At 43.0% G+C, this 24,589-nt stretch carries 21 protein-coding genes; 3 read left to right on the top strand and 18 right to left on the bottom strand.

Going from position 1 to position 24,589, the window contains the following annotated elements:
- Positions 1-20: 20 nt before the first annotated feature.
- Together SB752_RS21460 and SB752_RS21455 are read right to left on the bottom strand one after the other, a co-directional pair.
- Positions 21-761, bottom strand: coding sequence for a hypothetical protein (locus SB752_RS21460; protein ID WP_410717578.1), 741 nt, complete (start codon positions 759-761; stop codon positions 21-23).
- 225 nt (positions 762-986) lie between these two features.
- Complete coding sequence (locus tag SB752_RS21455; RefSeq protein ID WP_410717652.1) at positions 987-2,531, bottom strand: malate:quinone oxidoreductase; 1,545 nt, start codon at positions 2,529-2,531, stop codon at positions 987-989.
- Positions 2,532-2,955: 424 nt separating this feature from the next.
- Here SB752_RS21455 and SB752_RS21450 point away from each other — a divergent pair, with 424 nt between their 5' ends.
- Complete coding sequence (locus SB752_RS21450) at positions 2,956-4,620, top strand: DUF6138 family protein (protein ID WP_410717577.1); 1,665 nt, start codon at positions 2,956-2,958, stop codon at positions 4,618-4,620.
- A gap of 42 nt (positions 4,621-4,662) precedes the next feature.
- On the opposite strand, the gene SB752_RS21445 is transcribed toward SB752_RS21450, so the two are convergent.
- The 4 genes from SB752_RS21445 to SB752_RS21430 all read right to left on the bottom strand — a co-directional run bounded on the left by SB752_RS21445 (position 4,663) and on the right by SB752_RS21430 (position 8,926).
- Positions 4,663-5,331 (bottom strand): YdeI/OmpD-associated family protein, encoded by a 669-nt coding sequence (locus SB752_RS21445; RefSeq protein ID WP_410717576.1) that lies wholly within the window; start codon positions 5,329-5,331, stop codon positions 4,663-4,665.
- A gap of 586 nt (positions 5,332-5,917) precedes the next feature.
- On the bottom strand, positions 5,918-7,744 hold the full coding sequence (locus SB752_RS21440; RefSeq protein ID WP_410717575.1) for a cyclic nucleotide-binding domain-containing protein: 1,827 nt from the start codon (positions 7,742-7,744) through the stop codon (positions 5,918-5,920).
- A 14-nt stretch (positions 7,745-7,758) separates the two neighbouring features.
- Positions 7,759-8,397, bottom strand: coding sequence for a hypothetical protein (locus SB752_RS21435; protein WP_410717574.1), 639 nt, complete (start codon positions 8,395-8,397; stop codon positions 7,759-7,761).
- A 244-nt stretch (positions 8,398-8,641) separates the two neighbouring features.
- Positions 8,642-8,926 carry a hypothetical protein gene (locus SB752_RS21430; RefSeq protein ID WP_410717573.1) on the bottom strand — a complete coding sequence of 95 codons (285 nt, stop codon included), beginning with the start codon at positions 8,924-8,926 and terminating at the stop codon, positions 8,642-8,644.
- 302 nt (positions 8,927-9,228) lie between these two features.
- Between SB752_RS21430 and SB752_RS21425 the strand changes: the two genes are divergently transcribed.
- On the top strand, positions 9,229-9,627 hold the full coding sequence (locus SB752_RS21425) for a RidA family protein (protein ID WP_410717572.1): 399 nt from the start codon (positions 9,229-9,231) through the stop codon (positions 9,625-9,627).
- A 122-nt stretch (positions 9,628-9,749) separates the two neighbouring features.
- Here the strand turns inward: SB752_RS21425 and SB752_RS21420 are convergent, their stop codons facing one another.
- The 8 genes from SB752_RS21420 to SB752_RS21385 all read right to left on the bottom strand — a co-directional run bounded on the left by SB752_RS21420 (position 9,750) and on the right by SB752_RS21385 (position 19,265).
- A complete protein-coding gene (locus SB752_RS21420) occupies positions 9,750-11,018 on the bottom strand; it encodes a cytosine deaminase (RefSeq protein WP_410717571.1) in 1,269 nt (422 codons plus the stop codon).
- Entirely contained in the window at positions 11,008-12,282 is a 1,275-nt protein-coding gene (gene codB, locus SB752_RS21415) for a cytosine permease (RefSeq protein WP_289142200.1), read from the bottom strand. Before codB ends, SB752_RS21420 begins: the two co-directional genes overlap by 11 nt.
- Positions 12,283-12,900: 618 nt before the next feature.
- Positions 12,901-15,645 carry a tetratricopeptide repeat protein gene (locus SB752_RS21410; protein ID WP_410717570.1) on the bottom strand — a complete coding sequence of 915 codons (2,745 nt, stop codon included), beginning with the start codon at positions 15,643-15,645 and terminating at the stop codon, positions 12,901-12,903.
- A gap of 80 nt (positions 15,646-15,725) precedes the next feature.
- Entirely contained in the window at positions 15,726-16,277 is a 552-nt protein-coding gene (locus SB752_RS21405; RefSeq protein ID WP_410717569.1) for a hypothetical protein, read from the bottom strand.
- Positions 16,278-16,290: 13 nt separating this feature from the next.
- On the bottom strand, positions 16,291-16,470 hold the full coding sequence (locus SB752_RS21400) for a hypothetical protein (protein WP_410717568.1): 180 nt from the start codon (positions 16,468-16,470) through the stop codon (positions 16,291-16,293).
- A gap of 610 nt (positions 16,471-17,080) precedes the next feature.
- Entirely contained in the window at positions 17,081-17,560 is a 480-nt protein-coding gene (gene rlmH, locus SB752_RS21395; protein ID WP_410717567.1) for a 23S rRNA (pseudouridine(1915)-N(3))-methyltransferase RlmH, read from the bottom strand.
- Between the two features lie 6 nt (positions 17,561-17,566).
- On the bottom strand, positions 17,567-17,809 hold the full coding sequence (locus SB752_RS21390; RefSeq protein WP_410717566.1) for a CxxH/CxxC protein: 243 nt from the start codon (positions 17,807-17,809) through the stop codon (positions 17,567-17,569).
- A 229-nt stretch (positions 17,810-18,038) separates the two neighbouring features.
- A complete protein-coding gene (locus SB752_RS21385; RefSeq protein WP_410717565.1) occupies positions 18,039-19,265 on the bottom strand; it encodes a S1C family serine protease in 1,227 nt (408 codons plus the stop codon).
- Positions 19,266-19,535: 270 nt separating this feature from the next.
- Between SB752_RS21385 and SB752_RS21380 the strand changes: the two genes are divergently transcribed.
- Positions 19,536-19,772 carry a hypothetical protein gene (locus SB752_RS21380; RefSeq protein ID WP_410717564.1) on the top strand — a complete coding sequence of 79 codons (237 nt, stop codon included), beginning with the start codon at positions 19,536-19,538 and terminating at the stop codon, positions 19,770-19,772.
- Here the strand turns inward: SB752_RS21380 and SB752_RS21375 are convergent.
- Genes SB752_RS21375 through walK form a run of 4 tightly spaced genes read right to left on the bottom strand, consistent with a single transcriptional unit; the run spans position 19,767 to position 24,582 of the window.
- A complete protein-coding gene (locus SB752_RS21375) occupies positions 19,767-20,555 on the bottom strand; it encodes an MBL fold metallo-hydrolase (protein WP_410717563.1) in 789 nt (262 codons plus the stop codon). The genes SB752_RS21380 and SB752_RS21375 overlap by 6 nt on opposite strands.
- 58 nt (positions 20,556-20,613) lie before the next feature.
- Positions 20,614-21,393: a two-component system regulatory protein YycI gene (locus SB752_RS21370; protein WP_410717562.1), complete on the bottom strand. Its 780-nt coding sequence runs from the start codon at positions 21,391-21,393 to the stop codon at positions 20,614-20,616.
- On the bottom strand, positions 21,380-22,762 hold the full coding sequence (locus tag SB752_RS21365; RefSeq protein ID WP_410717561.1) for a YycH family regulatory protein: 1,383 nt from the start codon (positions 22,760-22,762) through the stop codon (positions 21,380-21,382). The genes SB752_RS21370 and SB752_RS21365 overlap by 14 nt, the downstream gene beginning before the upstream one ends.
- On the bottom strand, positions 22,759-24,582 hold the full coding sequence (gene walK, locus SB752_RS21360) for a cell wall metabolism sensor histidine kinase WalK (protein ID WP_410717651.1): 1,824 nt from the start codon (positions 24,580-24,582) through the stop codon (positions 22,759-22,761). Before walK ends, SB752_RS21365 begins: the two co-directional genes overlap by 4 nt.
- Positions 24,583-24,589 lie beyond the last annotated feature (7 nt).

Here is a 24,589-nt window from a genome sequence, read left to right as displayed (position 1 = left end):
TCTACCAAAACCAGCTTTTATTATGCAGGATACGCTTCGCACCCATTTGATAAGAGCCATTGCTCCATAATGGCAAACTCCTGTTGAGCATCCTGTTCATACATGACAGCCACTTCTTGTTTGTTGGCATAATTAAATCTGATATAGCCGCCCAGCTGCCGGTAGAACAGTTTGCACGTATATTGTGTTTCTATGGAAAAGTCAGGAGAATAAACTCCTCGGCACTTTTCGGCTAGCTCCGGCAAAGAAACATGCCCCTGTTCCGGCGGCAAGCGCAAAAAAACATGGCTCTGAGAACCCGTCCATGTTTCATAATACGCGGCTTCCTCAGAGTCTCGCCCATATACTTGACGATAGATTTCGTCCAGCACCTTGGCGTACGTCCCATCGTCTTCCTGCTCCCGCTCCTGAAATGTAATCGCCCTCAAATACTCCTCATGCCGGGGCAACCAGATCAGCTGAGCTGTCTGGGGATGCACCGCCAGAAAGTCACCGTCAACTGTTGTGCCTATCGCTACACACTGTCCGATCTGTTGCTCTGTAATCGGGCTATCCGCATCGTGCTCCCATAAATCGTATTCGGCAAAAGGTTTAAGCACCTCAGTATCCGGTAACAGAACATTCATCCATCCTCTATACGTCCCTTCCCCGAACTGCTGCAAAAAATGGAGGTAACCAGGTGGGAGAGAAATGGTGTCTTGCATCGCAAGCATTTGCTTTCCACGATCAGACAGCGGATTTGGTTGAGATACCACGTACATAGCTTACTCCTCCTGTTTCCTGTCAAAGCTTCCCGAAACGAAACGTGCACAGTAGACATTGCTCTTTTACCATTTCCACATATTTCAAATCAATTCCTTTGGAGCTTTTAAAAATGAAACTTGTGACCTACGTTCTATGAAAATGGCATAAAAAAAGAAGCGACCTTTCATCCCAAGTAACTCAGGGATAAAGGTCGCTTCGATCATGAATGATTATTGCAAAGTCTACTTGGCGAGTGCTACTTCACTGTTGAGACCAAGCGTCCTAGCTGTTGAAGCATGGATTTCGCTTAAAAGCTCTGGGTTCTCCAGCAGTGATACGCCATAAGAAGGAATCATTTCTTTTATTTTCGGTTCCCACTCGTTTATATGTTGTGGGAAGCATTTTTTCATTACCTCAAGCATGACGGAAACAGCTGTAGAAGCACCTGGTGACGCACCCAGCAACGCTGCAATCGAGCCATCGCTGGCAGTAATCACTTCAGTACCAAATTGAAGCGTTCCTTTGCCGCCTGCTTCTGTATCCTTGATAACTTGTACACGCTGACCCGCTACAACTAAATCCCAATCCTCGCTTTTCGCGTTCGGGATAAACTCGCGCAGCTCTTCCATGCGCTGTTCTTTCGATAGCATCACTTGCTGGATCAGGTATTTCGTCAGTGACATCTCTTTTGCCCCTGCCGCCAACATCGTCAAAACATTGTTCGGTTTTACAGAAGTAACCAAATCAAGCATGGAGCCTGTTTTTAAGAACTTTGGAGAAAAACCGGCAAACGGGCCAAATAGTAACGATTTTTTATTATCGATATAGCGTGTGTCAAGATGAGGAACAGACATTGGCGGAGCACCAACTTTAGCTTTACCATATACTTTTGCATGGTGCTGCTCGACAACATCCTGGTTTTTACAGACCATAAAGATTCCGCTTACTGGGAATCCGCCGATATGCTTTCCTTCAGGAATACCGGATTTTTGCAGCAAATGCAAGCTTCCGCCCCCACCGCCGATAAAGACGAATTTAGCCGTATGGCGTTCTACGCTTCCGTTAAGAAGGTTCTTGACTTTCAATTCCCAAGTGCCATCGCCCATCCGTTTAATATTATCAACACAATGCTCGTAGTTTACTTCGACATCTTTTTTCTTCAAGTGGTCAAACAGCATGCGTGTCAACGCACCGAAGTTGACATCCGTTCCAGTGTCAATTTTTGTTGCAGCGATTGGCTCATTCGATGTACGATCTGTCATTACAAGCGGAAGCCATTCCATCAGCTTCTCCGGGTCTTCAGAGAATTCCATCCCTTGAAAGAGTGGATTATCTGACATCGCTTCAAACCGCTTCTTTAAGAACGAAACATCCTTTTCCCCTTGTACCAAGCTCATATGAGGCAATGGCATAATAAATTCATTCGGATTACTGATCAGCTTGTTGTTCACAAGGTAAGACCAAAACTGCATGGAAACCTGAAACTGCTCATTAATTTTAATGGCTTTGCTAATGTCTACAGACCCGTCATTCTTTTCGGTCGTGTAGTTCAGCTCACAGAGCGCAGCATGTCCCGTCCCCGCATTGTTCCATTCGTTAGAGCTTTCTTCTCCTGCTTTTGAAAGCTTCTCAAACACTGTAATTTTCCAGTCTGGTACTAATTCCTTCAGCAGTGACCCTAGAGTCGCACTCATGATTCCGGCACCAATTAAGATAACGTCTGATTGATTTTGTCTGTTACTCATTTTTACCGTCCTAACTCGCTGGTATTTGGAGAAAAGATGCAGGCGGCTCCTGATCTGGCCCCGTTGCAAGTCAGAGTGCTACCTAGTACACACCTTTTCTGGAATAATTACAACCTGTATATAGTGTAACACTTTTATCTCTAGAATAAAATATTTGCTATATATTGATAGAAATGTGCTATTAATTAGCCGACAAATTTCAGTAATGACATACTATTGTAATTAAGCTGTCACAATTCAAACAAGGTCCTAAAATACGTAAAATCAAGGGTTAAGCCTTACTACTGGCGGGATTACGACCTTTTTGTGAGCTTTAAAAAGACTCAACTCCCGGCTTGCCGTTTTCCCCTTATCATTTGTCGAAATTCCCCTGAGCATACGGAATCAGTCTTTTGACACTATAATTCCCGATCACAAAACCTTACAATTATTAGGAAATAAATTAATAAAATAGGAGGATAGAGCATTGAATCAGAATGTAGAATCTTTCCTAGATGATGTTTGGAAAGAAATCACTGAGATTTACGCGAAAGAACGCCAAAGAATAGATGCTCTGAAGAACCAAAGCCGGTTACAGGCAGGAATCAAGGATTATCTTCGTGTCGCTTGGAGAAAAGGGAAATTTAACTGGGCTGATGGGGATATTCATATCGATATTTATGAACCCTTTTCTTGGAGCGACAGCTCATATAAAAGCAAGGCCGGTCCTTACATCTCGGAATTGACCGATGAGATGCTAACCCAGGAGTTCTTTCCCGCTTTATGTCAACGTGTAGATACCCTTTTCCGATCAGATGAACTCGGTCCCCATTTTTTTGATTACAAATTTGAAGTCGTATTTGAATTTGAACGGGAACGATCCAAAGTGAGTCTGCATCGCCAGCTACTGCATGAGTCAAAGCTTATTTTGCTCCAAAAATCACTGGAGTATTTTATTCAAACCAAGATTATCCCCGATCTGCCCGTGCTGCCCAATGAAAATGACATGTTCTTCTTCGCTCGACACTTGATCAATTCTGACCTGATAAAACAGGAAGAGAAAGAAATCGATCCATTAGTCCGGCGTCTTTCCGACAAGCTGCATACGAACCAAAAACGCAAAACCGAATGGGTCGGGCATTATACTTCGGCCTTCAATAGCTGGGCACAGGATCATTTTCTGCCAAAGCATTTTGTTCGCCCTGATGATTACGGGTACGAGTGGATTGTAAAGGAGGAGCCGGAGCGTCAAGCAGTTGATCCCGGGGAGATAGAGTTCTTCCTCTATGCGGCTTTGCAGGTCGGAATCACCCAGCCGGATACCCGTCAGAAATATCTGGAGCTCGCCGTCCAGCTGGGTTCCAAACAAGCAGCAGATTATTTAAAAGTGGGCAGTGGAAAATTCACGAGTAAATATCGGGGAGAGCTAGTGGAATGCAGTAACAATGACGTTACGCAGACGATCGAAATCCGAATCCTCTCTGAGGAAGATAAGGCATACGAGGAAGCATTGGATTATATGATCAGCCTTTTGCGGCAGGATTTCCCCAAAAGCTACAAGCTAAAGCTGAAAAGCAGCCAAAAGCATTTATTACCGATGAAAAATTTAGCGAAGTCCAAGCTGCATCAGTTTTTTGCAAATGCACTCAGTTATCCGACCCTGTTCCCTAAAATTGCTGAGTATGCCGAGACGGCCATGGAAGAGTTCGCGTGGTACGGTGATGTGGAGCCAGGTGAAAAATCGGTGATGCCAGGCACCTACGCTGTATTTGGCCTTGGCTTGTACAGTGAATCTTACTTTCCGTTGGTCTGCCGCTATATGGAGCTGGTCGACTCGGAGCATCAACTGGTGCAGGACAATTACGCAGAGACATTTATTGAAGCGCATGGCGTAAAAGCAGAGCATATGCCAGTAATCGTCTCGGTTTTACTCGGTGGTAACGAGGAAGGGAAGCGTGTCAAAAATATCGCTATCGACAGTCTCGAGCTTGCAGACGCACTTGTGCAGGTGTTAAAAGGCAAAGAAAGCTATGAACGTGAGCTGGTGATCCACCGAATTTTCGGAAGTGCGGACAAGCTTGCGAAAGCGACCAAACATGCGCAGCCACCTCTGAAGGAAGGGCTTGAGCAGCTGTTGGCGCTTTTAGGATAAAAAGAAGCCACTCCTGATGATGGAGTGGTTTCTCTTGCCTTATCATTTTCTCCGGCGATAGAGGTCCATCGTCTTATAACCTTCAGCCAAGACTGCAATCATCTCAGCTCGGCGCTTTGCTCTCGTTCCTTCTTGCACAGCACTGTATACATACCGTGCCCAATCCCTTTGGTATCCTGGCGTGAGAGATTGGAAAAAGGCGAGCTCTTTCGGCACCTCACGCAAATCATCTTCTATTTTCGGCACAAAGGGAATATAGTCATCGACGCATTGACTTGGTTTCGATGAAGCTTTAGCTGCCTTCTTTTTCTCATTTTTAAATCCGACAACCGTAAATACTTCGTTCATGCCGACCATCCGATTAAATTTGATATTGCTTGTTCCCAAATAGCCATCCTCGTCAGATCCTACTCCCTCGAATAACTCATCGCGATGGATATAAGTCGGATAAACTTTATTTCCCTTCTTGGGATAAGCAACGTACAGATACCCTCCCTCTAGCAAATAGCTTTGATCGATTACCTTTTTCACAAGCACCTGCAGAGACTCCATGTCCAGTACAAAAGCAAAGATCATATCATACTGTACGTCTTTCAGTTCATGATCAGCATCTGTAAGCACAGCCAAGCTCTCTTCGCCTACTGGTGTGTGCAAGACAGCCGTTTTTTGATATTTTTGCAGGTTCAGCTTCTCAGCGATTGTTTTAGACATGTTGGTTCTTCCCCTTTTTTACGTGAAAATGAAGGCTTTCCTATTTATTATTTTACAAGAATGATTCTTCATGTGGGAGTCGTCTGTGCGAGTATATAGACTGCGAATATATGTAAAAAACGCAGCATGAATTAGCTGCGTGATAAAGCATCCTACTTCGTATTCATAACAAGTTCGTATTTCTTAAAGATCCACGAGTTCATCATGCCCTTAGCAGCATGGCGAGAACCGAACGAAGGAGGAAAGCGGAGTACTATGCTTAGAGAGGGAGAATAAAAGGCATAGAACCAAAGGATAGATAACACATGCCCCCAGGACTTTTCTTGTGATGTGAAATACCGGTAATAAGTTTGGTAAGCCTCATACACCTGATCGTAACCATGCTGTATGTTCGCATGATTAGTAAGACGAAATTTTGCTTGTTTTTTCTCAAAGAGGTTCAACAGACTTTTAAATTCTTCCGGTGCTAGGAAAAATTTTAGGCTTCATTCTCTCTCCCTACATCTGTTTAATTTCCACTTCCATTTATTCTATTTATTGTATCACAAGCATTTTTCTGGGTGCCTCTTTTGGAGCTAAGATCCACTTATTTGATTCTCAAAGCATGTCCGCAACGAGCACAATATCTGCTACTCCTTGGTGATAAGGTACCGCAGCCGCTGCAATGCAACTCGCCAGTGGTCGTCTCGTCTGGATCGGAATGCCGCAATTGTTCTTGCACATAAGGATTCATCGTTGAAAAGATTTGAATCTCCTCTTTTCTGCCAATCCAAATCAGGATATACAACAAGATGATATCGATACAACCGATAACAACCATCATCCCAACCTTTGCCCAGCCATTAGCAAAACGGTAATCCCATAATGCATGTAAGCCGATGACGATGAGAAGCAAGAGGATTGCACATCCAATCTTGTATACGGCACGCATGTTCCCAAAAGGTCTCGACTTCTTTGACGCTACACCGATCCAGAAGCCTGCTGCCGCGATCGCCGTCCACGCTCCATGACCGAAAGGCGACAATAAGGCCCTGATCCAGAGAACGGAAATCATACCGACTGAAGATGCTTCACCCATATGCGTCCAGCCATAGATCATGCTCTCTACCGCGGCAAATCCCATGCCTGCTGCCGCTCCGAATACGACCGCATCCATCAGAAATTGTATCTGCTTCGTCCGAATAAGCGCGATGCACACAAGAAGCTTAACACTTTCCTCGATCAATGATACATAAAGCGGCAATCGGAACTGCGCGAAATCCAAGCTGCTTCCGTCGATGCCTAACAGCCACATTCGTTCCAAAAGCCACGCTACGGGAGCCGCAAAAATAGCGGAGCCCGCGAAAATCAAGCTTAATCGCGACTGCCGAAAACCCAATAACTGGTGGTCTCGAATATAAGTAACGAACGTCACCGGACCCACCAGTCCTCCTACAATCAAAACCACGATGTTTAGCCAGCTATTGTTCAGGAACAAAGCAAGCAGGGACAGTGCGATGAATCCTCCGCCAAGCCAAAGAAGTACGTCAATCCAGTGCTCCTTGGCTTTAACCAGGATGGAATTGCGTACCTCGGAAACGGGGGCTAGCTCTCCCCCAAAATCATATTTAACTTTGGAAATCAGGTGCGGAGTCCGGATACGGAGAATCTCCATAAACTGCTTCTGTATTGGGGCGTAGTATATCAGCACATACAGAAACTCGCTTTTCCCCATCACCAATAACTCACTGTCCTCCGTTGCCATAATTGTGACCTCTGAAGGAGTATCGGTTAATAGCATTGCTTCCCCGAAAAAATCGCCTTCGAGTAGAGCCGTCTTTTTTCTTCTCCCGCTGGCTTCCAATCTACCCTTGCTGACCATGTAAAATTGATCGGTAAGCTTGCCCGCCGCCACAACGGTTTCGCCTTTCGCAACTTTTCGGATCGTCGTGACTTCCGCCAGACCGCGAAGCTCCGAGTCCGGAATGACCGACCAGATCGTAGCGTTGCGAAGCTTCCGATGGATCATGCGAATGCGAACAGTTTGCAGCATGCTCTCATGGAACAGTGGGCTGCTTTCAGCAAATGACTCGAATAACTGACGATCCAAGCACAAAGCCGATACGTCGCCAATAGCTGTTACGCGAGCTGTCCTGCGTTCGTTTTGCAGCAACCCAATTTCCCCGACTAACGCCCCCGGACCGAGCTCTGCTAGCAGCATCGAGTTCCCGACCAAATTACGCGATGAGACCTGTACGTTACCAGTACGAATAAAATAACATTCCGCGCCAATTTCTCCTTCAACAAGAAGCGTTTGACCATCCATGAAATCTATGGATCGAATAGAACTGGCCGCAATCCGCAACTCATCCTCCGGGATACCACGCAACAGAGGGTGATCATGCAAAAAAGAAAAAACGTCTTCGGAGGACATCTACTCAACTTCCCTTATCTCATATTGCCAAGAATGCTGTTTCTGGAATCCTGCATCTTTTTGACGAAGTCCGTCATAACATCGAAGGCTTCGTTTCGTTTATTACCCAGACTTTGCAAACGAAGCATGTCCATCTGTTGCGAATTCGATTGAGCGTCGATTTGACTTTTTAATTGCGACCTTATCGCATCGAGTTCGCCTTTATTTTCCGGTAGCTTTGTGTTAAGCCCGACTTCTTCCATTGCTTTTCTCAAGACTTCTTTCTGATCGTCATTTATACCTGGATTAGTTTGTGCATCAGCTTGTAAGTCTGCCTGTACCTCACTCAGCTTGGACTGAGCATCATTTAATTTAGTTAACTGATCGTTCCTATCCTGTACTGATTTGATTTGATCCCGTAGCTGCTGTTCCATCAGTTTTGCTCGTTCCCCTTGAACAGCCATTATTGCCGCTTCAATATCTGCGCTGTTTACGTTAATCATCTCTACTCCGCCCTGATTGCCGGATAATGCGATTGAATTCTGTGTTGCACCTTTGCCTAGCGCGTTATTGACCGTATGGTAGAACGAATCGTTATACATAAGGGCTGAACCGAAAAGCACACCTACAATAAATATACCGCCAACAGATACGATCTTTTTCTTCATGCTCATTCGCCGCCAACTTCCTCTCATCCTGCTTTTAGCAGTAGGCTTTTTCTATAACTAGTTTATTATTTCGGTGGTGTGATTTCTGTAACTTGGGTTACAAGTTGAAAAATAAAAGGAGCATGCCATGGCAGCTCCTTCGTAATTCAATTCAGTGCAAGAGAATAATCCCTTATCTTTCATTCGATTGCCGCCACTCCAATACGTCCCAACTTAGCTTATGTACTCATTCTTCAATAATTTCGCAGTTTCATTCAGCGGATGTATCTGTCAATAATTGCAGGAGTGCAGATTCAACTAGCTCCATGCTTACAATGTATTGCTGGGGAAATTCACAGGCTTGGCCCCCAACGGTAAGCTTAACCTTTTCCTCCTCTTCTTCCTCCGTTGAACTGAGAAGGTTATGAATCGCAGTGTTTGTCTCAACAGTAACAATGAACTCGTGACTGCCGCCACCGATCATGATCATGTTATCCATATGCTGAATACTGATCTGGCTGCATGTGAAGCCGTCCATCTTTCGGATGACTTCCAAACACTCCTTTCAGGTAAGCCTTCATATTCCATTTTGGTAGACTCCATTTCTTGTGCACGTAAATCGTCATCAATCCATACATTTTGACTCAACCTATTATTTGGGCTACAATTCTATTAATACCATTCGTATCTACAAGAAAGGAGTAGTCCATCCATGAAGAAAAAGTCTCTAAGCTTTATATCTTTTGGATATGGATACTCTACTGCTGTTTTTTTCTAGAATTCATTTTTACGGGAGAAGTCTGTCTAAAAATGAATAGTGAAAATGGCAGATAACTTTAGAATGCGAGGTAATGGAAAATGGAAAATGCAAAAATCATTAGGAAAAACCCTGCAGGTATGTATAGCCCAGTAGGTAACTACACTCATATTACAAAAATTCCACGAAATGCAGAGTTGTTTGTTACTTCTGGTCAAATCGGGGCAGATCAAAATGGTGAGTTACCCGATAATATGAACGCACAAATCGAGAATACTTTTAACAATATACAAACCGTATTACACTCAGAGGAATTAGCAGCAGAGAATATTATCAAAGTAAATATATGGGCTACGCAAAAAATCGATTGGGATTATCTTTATGCAAAATGGGAGGAGTTGTTCGGGAGTAATTATCCGGCAATGACGATTGGTTATCTTTCTGAATTAGGATTACCAGAAATAAAAATAGAAATTGAAATATGGGCAGCTAGAGTCTAAAACTACTTGCACCCCATCTAACCCACGTAAAAGTCATGATTTTTTACGTGGGTTTTTTGCTGATTTTTTTAGGAGGCCAGTAAAAAAAGCGCAACCCTGTTAAGGCTGCGCATAATTGTTTCCTACCTATTAAATGTAACGTTCTCTTCTCTTTGATCAAAAGTGATTGTTGTTTCACTTGGTTTTGTTTTGGCAATCTGCTTTCCATTTCTAAAGGAATGCGTAACGACCGCTTGCTTGCGAATGGCTTCATATTCATTTTCTGCAGACAAGACAATGAAATTAGCTGGTTTGCCTTCCTCAATTCCGTAAGTCTCTTCAATGTGCAGTGTTTTGGCACTGTTTTTCGTGATTAAATCAATGGAATTGACAATTTGCTCATAGCCCATTAATTGCGAAGCATGGATGCCCATATGCAAGACTTGAAGCATATTTCCTGTTCCCAGCGGATACCATGGGTCAAAAATATCGTCGTGGCCAAAGCAAATATTTAGCCCAGCTTCCTGCAACTCTTTTACCCGTGTCAGACCTCTTCTTTTTGGATACGTATCAAATCGCCCTTGAAGGTGAATATTCACTAGTGGGTTCGATACAAAATTAATGGAAGAAAGCTTTAACAGGCGGAATAATTTATACGTATAGGCATCATTGTAAGAGCCCATTGCCGTTGTATGGCTCGCTGTTGTACGAGTACCAATTCCACGTTCGTATGCCTCTTTTGCCACAACCTCAACAAAGCGTGATTGTTCATCATCGATTTCATCGCAATGAATGTCAACTAATCGATTATACTTTTCAGCGAGGTCAAAGACTATTTTTAATGAATCCACACCATATTCTCTCGTAAATTCAAAATGAGGAATACCACCGACTACATCTGCGCCCATCTTCAATGATTCCTCAAGCAACTCGAACCCATTTGGATAGGAAAGAATCCCTTCTTGTGGAAACGCAACAAGCTGAATATCTACGAAGGATGCTAATTCTTCCTTTACTTCCAGCATTGCTTGCAGGGCTGTGAGCTCTGGATCAGTTACATCTACATGTGTACGGACGTGCTGAATCCCTTGAGCAATTTGCCATTTTAGCGCCGTTTTCGCTCTTGTTTTCACATCGTCCCTTGTTAATGTTTCTTTTCGCTGCGACCATCTTTGAATCCCTTCGAACAAGGTGCCACTGATATTCCACTCCGGTTCACCGGCTGTTAATGTTGTATCCAAATGGATATGCGGCTCAATGAACGGTGGGAGGACAAGAGAACCATTCACATCTATCACTTCTTTGCCTTCCACATCTCCGAGTTCCTGCGTCACTTTATTGAACTTGCCGTCTTCTAGTAATAAGTGCCAAAGCCCTTCTTTCCCTCTAAGCTTTGCATTTTTAATTATCATTGATTACACCGCCACTTTCATTTATTTTACTCATCGATGATTTTTCCTGAGGCAGACATTTCATCACAACGACATAAATAATGGCAGACCCTAATAATCCATTGATTGGAGGGATGCCTGGTGCAAATTTTGCAATGACAACTCCACATACCCATGCGACAATTGCAACCCAATTAACTGCTTTGAAAGTCATCGTTTCAAATGGTTGGTATTTTCCACGCTTTAAAATAAAGTAATCTGCGAGTACAATCGCTCCAATCGATGGCAGCGTGGAGCCTAGGATCGTCAAAAAGCCAACAAAGTTATTATAAAGCCACATAGCTGCAATTGTACCGACAATTCCGTTAAAGACAACTACTTTATGCTTCGATATTTTCGTAATATTGGCGAAGCCTAACCCTGAAGCGTATAACGCACTATCATTTGTCGTCCAAATATTTAAGCCGAGAACAATGATCGCAGGGATAATGAGCCCCTGTAAAAACATGATATCCGAGACATCCGCTTTCCCAAAAGCAATGGCCCCTACAGCACCAAACAAAAACATCAGTGAGTTCCCAAGAAAGAACGCAATCACAATCGCCGTCACGGCTGAACGCGATGTCTTGGCAAAACGGGCAAAGTCAGGCGTAAGCGTACCACCACTAATAAATGAGCCGATACAAATGGTTAATGCTGCTGCAAGACCAATTGTCTCAGTTGGTTGATAGGCGAGCAATCCCTGAAGCCCCCCAATTGTTCCAGCTGCATCAACCATAGAATAACTCCCGAAAATAGCAATTGCGGGAACGGCGACAAATCCTAATACGGTTAAAGCCTTCATCCCAAAAATAGCTGACGCTGTCATCATTAATCCTAAAATCGCAATTAAAACATACACATTAATCCCAGTTGCTTTTTCAACGGGAACAGCAAACATCGCAAGTCCGACACCAAACCACCCTACTTGTGTTGTTGCTAATAAAAAGGAAGATAAATACGAGCCTTTTTCACCAAATGCATATTTCGTCAACAAATGGGTGGATAACCCCGTTTTTGCTGCAATATAAGCCAATGAACCTGTATATAGACCCAGGATCAGGTTACCTGTTATTACGATCCAAATAAACTGGACAAACGTTAACCCGCTTCCTAATGTCCCTCCAGACCACATGCTTGCTGAAAAGAAAGTGAAAGAGAGCATGACCGCAAGAATCTTCCAAAATCCATTACGACTCGCCTGAGGCACCGCCTGAAACGAAAATTCCTTATCTACGTTTGACATACCAATTCCCCCCGATAAGTTAGTTGATTAGAAACTGGTACCGAAGGAAACTTCGATTACTTTAGACGATTAGGAAAAATGAAAAAGCCTCTTGCCAATACCTGACAAGAAGCTTTTTCAACATAAATGAACGTTGGATATCCCATAGGCTACCCAAGCAATGATCATTTTTTCCGCTGTCCTTGTCAGCCTCTCTGGACTGAATTAAAGGTACCAGTATGTAATTATCGTATATTATTGCATAAAAATGTTTGTCTGTCATTTGAAAAATTCTTTTTTGTGGAATTGTTTTATGTGGGGTGAAAAAGTGGTGTATGAGATAGATCCGAATCCCGAAAATTTCATAATGAGCAACACACAGTACTTCACATGTGTCGAGTGTGTTTCAGCACACTTTAGAAGATTGCATTGTAGCATCTACCTTCAACTTAGATCTCTGATTTACTACTGTTCGTGATTCTATTCACCGTATTGCGTCTCGGTATAACATTTTAAAAAAGGTCGAAGTACGATTTGTTATATTAAATTAAAGGCAAGCTTCATTATAATCTGATGGAGCTTGCCTTTACCATTGCTACTATCCTTTATATCGTTTCCAATTTTAACAAGAATAGGTTTTTACTTTACCTCTTGCAACTGATGGTCTCTTTGTTCTTTAATAAACCTTGTTATAAATTCAACAATGTATTCAATGTCTTCATCACCATTAACCACAACATTGTTTTTAATGAATTTAATGTACTTGTTGATTTCCTTTTCATCTTCCTTAAACAATGCCAAGAATTGAATAACAAAACCCACAAATGATACTGCAATGTCTAGTATTTTCGAAAACTCACTTGATTTTAAAATTTCCGAGTACGCAAATACTGTGCTTCTGTTAATTCTGTATGTTTTATTTATATCCAGAATTCTTCTAATAGAACATTTGTTAATAAGTCTCTCAAATTCATTCCTAACTTCAGGATAGTCCGTCACTAATGAGGACATATAATATCTGGTCTTACCAACATACTTGTCCATAAATTTTATGAAATGGCTAGCCGCTTTATCAAAATCATCTGCTGTTATTTCGTCCTTGATTCTTTTTAACATCCCAATATATACGGGTGGAAAGGTTTTGTAATCGGCATCTTTACCCATTCTTAAAAATGGTTTAATTCCATCGATACCATTTTTTTTGTAACAATAAAAGATGTCATCTGCATCAAAACTTATAAACTCAACCTTGTAATTTCGAAGTTTCGCAATTGACATTGCTACCAATTCTCTTGTTGAAGGTTTATTTTGCTTGAAATAATGGAAAAACGTATTGATATCAATTAAGTATCTGGGGTTGAACTCTCTGTATACAAGTATTTCTGTATTTAAAAAAGGTACTTTTAGTTGTTCAGATAATGCAATACAGTCAAGAATATCATCTGGCAACAATTGACTCGAATCTGACTTAATTTTAATTCGCACATCAACTGGAACCTCTCTAATATTTAATGATTCGTTTATATGTGTAAGAATATTTTTTGAAGCACTTCTCATAATTTCTGATTGTCTTTTCTTAATAATTGTTATTGCGTTAAACGGTATTAGAACTTCCTTAAAAGAATCTAGTAAAGTCAAAGCACCAGCTTCAGATAATATTGCTAAGGTATTGGCATCAACCAAGATTTTATCGTCAATTTTGTTGGCTTCTTCAAATGCTTTATATACATCTCCACTAGAAACTTGAATATTAGTAAATGGATAATGATTAAACATGAGCATTTCTTCTATTCCAGTTCCTACTAACGTATTATATGCTGCAATTCCAAATATTCCTTGACTAAAGAACCTATTAATTTCGGTTAAATCTCTATCACCAGTTACAGCTTTTAATTTCTTAAGTAGTTCCTCTCCACTCTCGTTAACTGAATGTTCAATGAGCTTAAACCATGTTGGACTAGGATTCTTAGCATGATATTCTCCCATATATTTAAAGGCATCTTCAGTTCTAGCGTTATCCATGCAGAATGCAGTGTAATATTGGTGATATGGCGAATCTAAATCATTCTGAGAATATTCCTTAATCTCTTCAAGTTTGTTAAATGCTTCTACTAGATCGCCTTTCTCCTTTAAAATAATCGAATAATAAATGTAGTATAGTTCAGGCTTATCTAACATCATAGGTTGAACTTGTTCAAGATACCATTCAGCATCATATAAGGAATTGCTATTTAGTTTTATTTCTACTGCTTTCATCAAATCATTGTAATTATTACTAATTTTAAATAACTCATAGTGAGCTTTTGCTGTCTTATCAAATTCCCCTTTAAAGGTAAAATAATTAACTTCTAGGATTAATTTATTTATCGGAGATAATATTTCTAAATTGCTATTCTCATAATCATTAAAGAATTTATCATATTGTTCCATTTTAAGCCAATGCATTAATTTATTAAAAATAACAAAAGGCACTTGGAACCCAATAATACTGTAGTTCCCTTGATCAACTTTTTCAAAAAATTCGTTCAGTTCTTCAGTCAAATTATATTCAAGAAGCAGTACAAGCATATCAAATAAAACAAATGAATTGACTACCACCAGTTTTAGTTTCTGAATTTCTTCAATTACTCTATCTTTTTCATTTCGCTTATAAAGAAACTGTATATAGTTCATCCAGAGAATTTCATCATTATTATCTTTGTTAAATTTCTTATAGTAATGAAGATATCTATCCCATTGATTATCTTCTTTCAATGCATTTAATAAAGCAAGTTGAAGGACTTTAACATCTTGATGGTCATTTTCAAGTGCTGAAACCAGCAATTCAATTCCAGCGGTATAGTCTTTTTTGTTTTCATAGTAGATAGCTTGATACTTTACTTTCTCAAAGTCATCAAGATAACTAAAAGTATCCTCATTGTAGATACCATTGATGACTTCAGCTTCAATAACATGTTTTAAAACATCAGGTTTCGATAAGTCAATGAACTCCTCACAATGACCCCTTATCTCAAGAATAACTTGGTGTTTATTAGTAATAGAAAGAATATTAAATAGATATGGAAGTACCATTCTTGCTATTGTAGGTAAAGTATGGCTATTCCTAGCCTGATATATCGACTCGAATTTGTCCTTTGCTTTACCCAATTGAATGAAATCAATATTATCAAGCGTCGTCGACCCATCATCTTTCATTACCTTTACTGATTCAAAATACTCACAAACTGCGATACCAATTTCTTTGGAAAGGCTTTTGCTGAATTTATTTGATTCAATATAATTTTCTTTTGCATAACTAAAATCCTGATAATTAAACGCTACATCGCCTAAATTTGCATGTATGATCGCTTTATCTTTGATTCCATGTCCATCTTTGTTAAGCAACTCAATTAATAGCTTTCTAGCTTCTTCGTAAGGTATATCTTTATTTGAGGCTTTTAATAAAATGCCTGCAGTTATGGCATTTATATAATTTGTATTTGCTTTAATAGCCTTTTCATTAAGAATAATAGTTTTTCTAATTCTCTTTTGTTATAATGCCAAATAGACAATAAGTAATAATAACGATGAATTTCTTTAATGTCCTCACCTAATGCTTCAATTTTATTTGCCCAATATTTAATCGTTGTTTCATCAGCATCATTGTTTATATGGCAATTCAACAATCCATTGTATATTAAAAATCTCTCATCTTTTGAATAAAATTTAAAATCTGATGATCCTATTAACTCTTCATATTTTTCAATCGCCAACTGATTTTTTCCATCAGATATTAATTCTTCAATGGGATAAATCTTCTCTTTAAGTGCTATCTTAATTTCATCTTTAATAATGGTTTCATACTTAGTATCTGCACTTGCTTCACCGTAACTGTTAAAGTTAAATTGATTATACTGTTTTGCATATATGGAATTTGACATGTCAATGTTTCCACTTATCGTCTTAGGCTTGACATTGTACTGTGTCATTTCCTTTTTATTAATTAAGTTATATAGGAAGTCTTTAATAAATCTCATATTTCACCTCGTTTTATTTCTTATTACTCTCATGCGTATCCTTTTCAATGGTATATTGACTTTTACTCATATCAATTTTCCCAGATTTTGTTTTTGGTTTGATATTAATAACATTCCTCTTTGATACAATAAAAAATCCAGCAACTGCACAAATAACCGTTATCAATATGCCAATCAACGCTTCGTTACTCACTACGAGCTCTCCTTTAAAAATCATATTGCTAAATTTTTATATTAAATACACTTTTAATAATTCTACAAATTGGATATGTAAAAACCAACTATATATTATATTTTTTATTATTTTGTTTTCATCTATTATAATAAATGATTTTCAAATCCATCCCTTTACCCCTACTTATACCATGCAAAGTTCCTTAAATCATCGTAACAGCAGTGTGTCTAACTTTACAAAACTAAATCCCAGCCATCCTTACTGGAGGAGTGCTACCGCCCCAACCAATCTGTGTGAAGTCATACGTCCTTTTGATACGAGGTAGAGAAAATAAGAGAAGTTTATTCTAAATGATCTAAACGATAAACGATTACACTTTTTTACTTTCGTATACCGCTGTCCCTCAATTAAAATATTAGAATTATCGACATACCCTAGCAAAGGCTTCTTGAAAGATCTTGATCCTTTAAAGTAATCTTATACATCACTATCTGCTCTATTACCTAATTTAACTATTAAAAAATAGTAACACAGGAAGAATTAAATGTTCAATTGCCCATGAATTTTTCAATCATATAACGTACAATTTCTGTACTAATTAATCAGTTTAAACAAAAATTTTTCACCCTCACTTATGATAAGGTTCCCCCCGACTAATCCGAAACGCCCGATAAACCTGCTCAAGTAGAACCAGCCTCACCAGCTGATGCGGAAACGTCATCTTGGAAAACGACAACAACGCATCCGCCCGCTTCAATACCTGCTCAGTCAGCCCCAGCGACCCGCCAATCACAAACGCAATCTGACTGCGCCCATGCAGAGCGAGCTTATCCATCTCCGCAGACAGCTTTTCCGATGACCACATCTGCCCATCAATCGCAAGCGCGATCACGTACTGGTCCTGCTTGATCTGCGCTAGGATGCGTTCTCCTTCCTTGCGCTTGACCTGCTCCATCTCTGCCGCGCTCATTTCCTCGGGCGCTTTTTCGTCGTTCACCTCTACGACCTGCAGCTTGCAGTAAGCTGACAAACGCTTGCTATATTCATCAATACCCTCACGCAAATACTTTTCCTTGAGTTTCCCTACGGTAATAATCGTAATCTGCACGTTTTCCTACATTCCTTTCTCTCGCAGTAGCGCGATCTGCCCAGGCACTCCACAAACCCGGCAACGCTTCTCTACCTTATCACCCTCAACCGCCTGTGCCGCATACGTATCAGGCGCTACCTCATAATCATTGACGTACTCGTCCAGCTCCTGGTCAAAATGCTCCATGCAGGCAAACCGCACCGGGAATTCCTCCTGCAGCTCAACCTCTTTTCCTTCTATATAAATGCTTTTCATCATCTGTTCCATGTTGTCCAATCCTCTTTTCCGTTCATTCTCACATCGCTTCCTATTCTACCCCAGTACAAAAAGAAAACAAGCTCCACACTCTCCCCACGCAAAAAAAGAGAGCGCCGATTACAGCTCGACGCTCACAAGGGTGATCTATTTAAAATAGATAGAGGGGGGAACAAAAAATTTATGGAAACGGGACAAAGTCCCGGGGTTGGTACAGATCAACGCTTTACATCCAGTTGAGTTATTGCTGCGGTGTTTTGGTCAGCTTGACTGTCGCGGTTTTCTTCACACCATCGCGATAGTACGTAATCTCCACAGAGTCACCTGGCTTTTTGTTCAAGGTCAGGAACTTGCGCAGCTGCGCGCCATTTGCGATATCCTTGTTATCCAGCTTGGTGATGACATCGTACTGTCTGAGGCCCACTTCGCCTGCTGGAGAGAATTTGCCAACCTCGCCTTGAACGACTACCCCTGCTTGCACTTCGTCAGGCAGATTCAAGGTTTCTTTCCAGTTGTAGCGCGGTACATTGGTCAGGTCGAACGGTTGCACACCCAGATAAGCGCGCTCCAGCTTGCCTTTTTCCATCAGCTCGCTGACGATGCCTTTTACATCATTGATCGGGAGAGCGAAGCCCAAGCCTTCCACACCGGTTTTGGAAATCTTCAGTGTGTTAATCCCGATGACCTGTCCCTGGATATTGACCAAGGCACCACCGCTGTTACCTGGGTTGATCGCGGCATCGGTTTGCAGAACATCCAGCTCCCAGTCGTCTTGACCATCGTCATTGAAGTCCATTGGCATCGAGCGTTCCAGTGAACTAATGATACCTTGTGTGACGGTACGTGAGAATTTCATGCCAAGCGGGTTACCAATAGCGATTGCTGGCTCACCTACTTGCAGTGTGGAGGAGTCCCCCAGCTCTGCTACTGTTGTTACTTTGGCGCCGTCGATCTCCAGTACAGCCAGATCGGCATATGGGTCAGCTCCCAAGACTTTCGCTTCTACCTTTTCACCCGTTGGCAAAGCGATTTCCAGCTTTTGCGCTTGATCAATAACGTGGTAGTTCGTGATGATGTGGGCTTTGCCACCCTTTTTCTCAAAGATAACGCCAGAACCTTCGCCCTGCTCGACATCTTGCGTATTGTTAAACCAATTGCTTCGCGTCCGGCCAATATTGATGACCCCTACCACCGCATTCTCCACTTTTTTCACAGCATCCACAGTGCCCGTCTCTACCTTGACGGATACTGGCTGTGCAAACAGGTTCGCTGCGGGGTTGCTCATCACATTGGTCGCCCCCGGCTTAACCATATTGATATATCCGGAATTGGAGAGAGTCGGGAGCATGAGCAGAACGACCATTCCCCCAATTACCGCCGACGTAACTGACGTCATGATTAGACGACCAGCGCCTCCCGTACGTCGTTTTTTCCGTTCTACGTGAGTCAAATCATCATAAAAACCCATGATTCACACTCTCCTTCCTCTACTAATATTAGGTTTACAGGTTTTTGCTGCTCTTATACGCTTTATCATTGCAGTTCACTTCTTATGGATGATATCTTGTTGCTTCTTCCTTTTGACACCCTTAGTATACGCTCGGGTTTCGGCAAAATCGCGTGAGAAATATGGAAAGGTTGTGGAATGATTAAAAGCCCCCGGAATATTCTTTCGAGGGCCTGGATATGATAGATTAAAAGCTTTTCCTACTTGCAAGAGAAGAAAGGATTGATAGAAATGAAAGAGGTTCAGCTCATTGCCAAGCTGGCAGACCTGCAAGAAGTGGACTACCACAATACGCTTGTCCTGCACGCCCTCATCGAGCTTCTCGTCGAGAAAGGACTGCTGACGCACGAAGAACTGACTACCAAAGTACATGCACTTGATTCGCAATTATCCTTTCAGATCGATTTGGCTTCCAAGCTGTCCGAGACGATCCATTATCGTCAGGTCCAAATCAAACCAATCTCATAGCTCTTCCAGCTTTGTAGGACGATCCGGGTAGGTGTCACGCAGATGCACATCGTTACCTACAGACAAGCCCCGCTCTTCCAGAATGTTTTTCACTGTCAGTCGAGCCAGATCAATCATGTTATTTTCTTTGCTCAAATGGGCCAGGTACACACGCTCAGCGCCACCATTCAAACAATCCAGCAAGGCATCGCCAGCTGCTTCATTGGACAAGTGACCAACATCACTCAAAATTCGCCGCTTGATGCTCCATGGATATTGCGACATGCGGAGCAGCCCAACATCGTGATTCGACTCAAACACATAAGCATCCGCCCCACGTATCGTCTCCTTGATCCGATCACTGACATAGCCCAAATCCGTTGCCACACTCAGCTTTTTCTTCCCTTGGTAAAAGCAGAAGCCCATCGGCTCCGCCGCATCGTGCGAAATGCCAAAAGACTCGATGCCCAAATCCACCAGCTCCTGCTTTTCCCCTACTGCAAACAAACGACGCTGGTCTTCTTTGATCGTGCCGATTTGACCGTCCAGCTCAGACCACGTTTTTTGATTCGCATAAATCGGCAGGCCGTACCGTCTTGCCATCACGCCGACCCCTTTGATATGGTCGACGTGCTCATGCGTGACGAGAATGGCGCTCAGGTCGGCGGGGTTCACTCCGATTGTCTGGAGTGCCGCTTCGGCCTGCTTCCCTGTAATCCCCACATCAATCAGTACAGAGACGCGGTCAGTTGCCACGTAGATGGCATTGCCCGTGCTTCCGCTTGCCAACACACTAAATCTCACCCATCATCCCTCTTCCCGTATCGTTCCCTGTTGCTTCTCTTTTTGAATCTCGTCTTGATTACCGTTGTGATACTACCTGTCTCTCCAGCGCACCCGTAAACGCATTGACATAATGCGACTTCCCATCGTGGATCACGCGCCAGACAGGAGCCAGCGTCTGAACGTCAGCGTCATACGAACCAAAATAACCGAGACTCACACTCTCGATGCGTTCACCTGGTTGGATCACCTGCTTCTCTACCAAAGAACGAAGCGCCGAATAACCAGAGAGAACCTGTCCCTGACGCCCACCTGGCTGCTCTCTGATGTAGAAATAGGTTTGTCTGTAACCGAGAATCGACCCATTATCCAAGTACACTTCCAACGGTGCGACAAACACTGGCATTTTATTGTACATCTGCCAATACAACAGACGTGTTTGATTCGATCGATTCATGTCTGCCGAATACTGATCTCCGTACATCAATCGCTGCCCAATTTGACGCAAGATTTCATTTGGCGTGATCTGCCCGCGAAATTGCAGCGGCGGGTCTAGCTTCGCCGCCAGCGCCATCTTTTCCACCGTCGCTTGAAGACCGGGCAGCTCCTGTAACGAAATAGGATTAATCCCCACATACTCAGCATTTAGGTTCATCATTTCCGGTGTATCCTGTGGGATCTCGGTCGCCAAGGTAATGTTTTGTTGAGTCAAGTATAACTCCATGTTCCATTTTTCCCCTTGAGCCACTTCCTTGTCGCTCCAAAAGCTAATTCTCGCTTCATACACCTGATAGCCGAGAAACAAATCGAGAAGAAGAAAGGCCCAGATGAGGATCGTTTTGGTTCTACTCCAATCCATTCACCTTTCCCCCTCCCTGAGTGGTATTCGCAGGAATGTACATGGTAGGCTGGTTGGCCATTTCTACAACCCAAACGGGCATCAGGTCTACAAATTCATCCTCGACCTCCGTTTGATAGGCCAAATAGGCATTCGTTACTCGCTCGGTATCTCCCAACTTCTTGTCCCTGATCATCTGGTACAGCTCTGGTCCGGACATCACGGTCCACTCTTTGTTCGAGATGTACCTGTCTAAATCTACGAGCGATCGGGTCATCGTCGAAACTTGCCCTGCCTCTGAAGTAATTTGAATCGTATCGATTTGTGTAGTGCCACTCATGCTTACAAACGGATACGCGCCCATATATTGGCGGAACGTGATTAAGTCTTTGTCATTGTAGCTCTTCTTGATCTTTTCAAAGTGATAATCATCGAGCCAGCCCAAATGCTTGTTTATGAAAGTGACGGCCCCTTGGACCTTTTCCTGATCAGACAACTCCTGTGCTCGCACCTGATACGCCGGATCGGTAAAAGTAATCGCTTTTTGCTCGGATCGCAATTGAATCGATCGGCTGCCATCTGTAAAAATAACGGTTTTATCCCGCTCCATGATTTGCCTGACCAACGACTGGTCGATAAAATATGCTTCCATTAGCCGTTCATTCGAGACAGGTACGTAGCTGTAGCGGAACTGCTGCATGCGTCCTTGGTATTTCGGCAAATAGTAAATGTTCCAAAACGGTGCAGCACCTTCCAAAGCGGAATAATTCCGATCTGGACGTACAATTTTCATAATTTGTTCCGGCATCGAGCTTCCTGCGGCCAAGTATGAGTCACGCAAATCCTTTGGAGAAATGGAAGTCCGCGAACGCATCATGCGTCCTTCCTCCGTGGAAAGAAACAGCGCATAGACGACGTCCTCGTCCTTTTCATAGTACAGCCACAATCGGTCAATTCCCTTCATCCGGTTGTCATACTCATCGCGAAAGGTCACTAATCGCCCAATAATGGACAATGGTAACGTACTTCTGAACCGTACCTCCAGCCCCATCTTTTCCCGGGCAATTTCCCCCCATTTTTCATTCGAGATCATAAATGGCGTGAAATCGAGGAAAATCCATTTGGGCATTTCCCTCACAATCATGCTGTATGGAGCATCGGTTGAGATCGCTTTTGTATGACGTTCCTCTCCATAGTGAAAAATGACTGATTCAGGAGTCACCAGCTGCTCTAGCTGTTTTTCCTGAACGGGCTTCGACTCGGTGTACTGCGCTGGTTGTATGAATTGAAACTTGGGCTGATTCGTCCACAGCATCGCGGTCAGGCAAAAGCTGGTGAGCACCAGCAGATTGAGTAACACGGTTTTGGCAGGCTCTAGCATCCGCTTCATCCCGTTTTACCTCCTTGGGCAAATGGCACCCAGAACGTTACGGTCGTCCCTACATTCCATTCGCTTGTAATCTCAATATCCGCACCGTGTGCCTGCACTAATTCCCGGGCAATAGCCAGTCCCAGCCCGGTACCGCCCTGTCCGCGCGAACGTGCTTTGTCGACTCGGTAAAAGCGTTCAAAAATCCGCTTCAAGTCACGACTTGGGATGCCAATTCCCGTATCCTTGATGGAAATGTACACGCGATTTTGATAGTGGTTTGCCTTGGCAGAAAGAACAACCTTACCACCTTGAGCTGTATACTTGATCGCATTGGACAACAGATTATCCAACACTTGATTGATCGCATCCAAATCGATATAAGCAGCTGGCAGCTTGGTCGGTACATCGAGGCCCAGCTGTACCTCCTGCTGCTCACTAAACATCGAGAACCGATCGGCGGCATAGCGAAGCAAGCGAGTAAGATCGGCTTCCTTGCAGTGCAGCCGTATGCCTTGCGAGTCGAATCGAGAAAGCTGTAGCAAGTCATTGACGAGCCTGATCATTCTCTCCGTCTCTGACATCGTGACGCGCAAAAACCGATTGGATAGCTCAGGTTCTTCTACCGCTCCATCGAGCAAGGCTTCCACGTAGCTTTTGATCGTCGTGAGTGGGGTACGCAGCTCATGGGATACGTTTGCTACAAACTCCCTGCGATGTTGCTCTAGGCGCTGCTGCTCCGTTACATCAGCTACGACCGCGATGATCCCACCCTTTTTGCCACTATCATGCTGCAAGGGGGTAAACGTCACACGAAAAATGACTTCATCCTTATTCGGAAGCATCATTTCGATAAACAACGGCTCCTCCTGCTTGTGCAGAGGCATCTCTTCCTCGGGCGGCAAACTTAACAGATCATGCAAGGTCCGCTTGTTACGCAGTACGTCCCTCGTTTTTATCTGCAGCATTTCTTCGGCTGCACGGTTAAACAAAATGATCTGCCCATTCCGGTCGGCAGCGATCACGCCATCGGTCATGTTGCTCAATATCCCTGCCAGCTTTTCACGTTCCTCTTCTTGCTGCAAAATAGCTTCCTGAAGGCGCAGCGTCATATGGTTAAACGCCATGCCTAGCTGACCGATCTCATCCCCGCTATATACCCTTACATTGCTGTTAAAGTCACCATCTGCCACGGCTCTAGCTTGGCGTGTCATTTCTTTGACCGGCTTCGTAATCGTTCTCGCCAGCACGACTCCCAGACCCGCCGTAATGATCAGAGCAAACATGGTGCCAGTCGCCAAAATCCCGTTCATCTTGCGGATGGTTGTGTAGGTCCCTTCCATCGAAGCAACCATGTACACAGCCCCATATACAATCTGATCGCCTTTGACCGGCAGTACCAACACTTTTACACGGGCACCTGTCCGGGGATCAATCCGCATCGACTCACTGCGTGTTCCCAGCAAAGCACTGGTCACTTCCGGCTGTGACGTCCGTTGACCAATCGTGCGCTTGTCTTCAGTTGTGCTAACTACTGTTCCTGTTTGGTCAATCACCTGCACATTGGCACCATTGATCTTTACGAGGTTGTTAATCAGGTTGTCGATATCCTGGCGGTTCTGTTCGGCGCTTTGTTCCTTCCCGTCTCGTGGACGCAGGTCGCCCTCCAGCAAGGTTGCCAGCAGGCTCGCCTGCCCGTTTAACGCCTCAGAAAAGTTATTTATGTAATAACTCTCTACTTCCCGGGCAAAGTACGCTCCGATGAATTGCATCGCAAGCAAAATCAGCAACATGTAGATGACAACCATTTTCCATTGAATCGTTTTGAACAACTGCTGTATGACACTG

Source organism: Brevibacillus sp. SIMBA_040 (assembly GCF_046535075.1).
In the GTDB taxonomy this organism is placed as follows: Bacteria; Bacillota; Bacilli; order Brevibacillales; family Brevibacillaceae; genus Brevibacillus.
The sequence above is the reverse complement of the archived record's forward strand: the minus strand, read 5'-3'. Positions and strand labels throughout refer to the sequence as shown.

Excerpts from the sequence above, each read along its gene's own strand:
- SB752_RS21460 (WP_410717578.1), bottom strand. The coding sequence starts at position 761 with ATGTACGTGGTATCTCAACCAAATCCGCTGTCTGATCGTGGAAAGCAA.
- SB752_RS21445 (WP_410717576.1), bottom strand. The coding sequence starts at position 5,331 with ATGTCTAAAACAATCGCTGAGAAGCTGAACCTGCAAAAATATCAAAAA.
- SB752_RS21440 (WP_410717575.1), bottom strand. The coding sequence starts at position 7,744 with ATGTCCTCCGAAGACGTTTTTTCTTTTTTGCATGATCACCCTCTGTTG.
- SB752_RS21435 (WP_410717574.1), bottom strand. The coding sequence starts at position 8,397 with ATGAGCATGAAGAAAAAGATCGTATCTGTTGGCGGTATATTTATTGTA.
- SB752_RS21425 (WP_410717572.1), top strand. The coding sequence starts at position 9,229 with ATGGAAAATGCAAAAATCATTAGGAAAAACCCTGCAGGTATGTATAGC.
- SB752_RS21420 (WP_410717571.1), bottom strand. The coding sequence starts at position 11,018 with ATGATAATTAAAAATGCAAAGCTTAGAGGGAAAGAAGGGCTTTGGCAC.
- codB (WP_289142200.1), bottom strand. The coding sequence starts at position 12,282 with ATGTCAAACGTAGATAAGGAATTTTCGTTTCAGGCGGTGCCTCAGGCG.
- SB752_RS21405 (WP_410717569.1), bottom strand. The coding sequence starts at position 16,277 with ATGAGATTTATTAAAGACTTCCTATATAACTTAATTAATAAAAAGGAA.
- SB752_RS21390 (WP_410717566.1), bottom strand. The coding sequence starts at position 17,809 with ATGGAACAGATGATGAAAAGCATTTATATAGAAGGAAAAGAGGTTGAG.
- SB752_RS21385 (WP_410717565.1), bottom strand. The coding sequence starts at position 19,265 with ATGGGTTTTTATGATGATTTGACTCACGTAGAACGGAAAAAACGACGT.
- SB752_RS21380 (WP_410717564.1), top strand. The coding sequence starts at position 19,536 with ATGAAAGAGGTTCAGCTCATTGCCAAGCTGGCAGACCTGCAAGAAGTG.
- SB752_RS21370 (WP_410717562.1), bottom strand. The coding sequence starts at position 21,393 with ATGGATTGGAGTAGAACCAAAACGATCCTCATCTGGGCCTTTCTTCTT.
- SB752_RS21365 (WP_410717561.1), bottom strand. The coding sequence starts at position 22,762 with ATGAAGCGGATGCTAGAGCCTGCCAAAACCGTGTTACTCAATCTGCTG.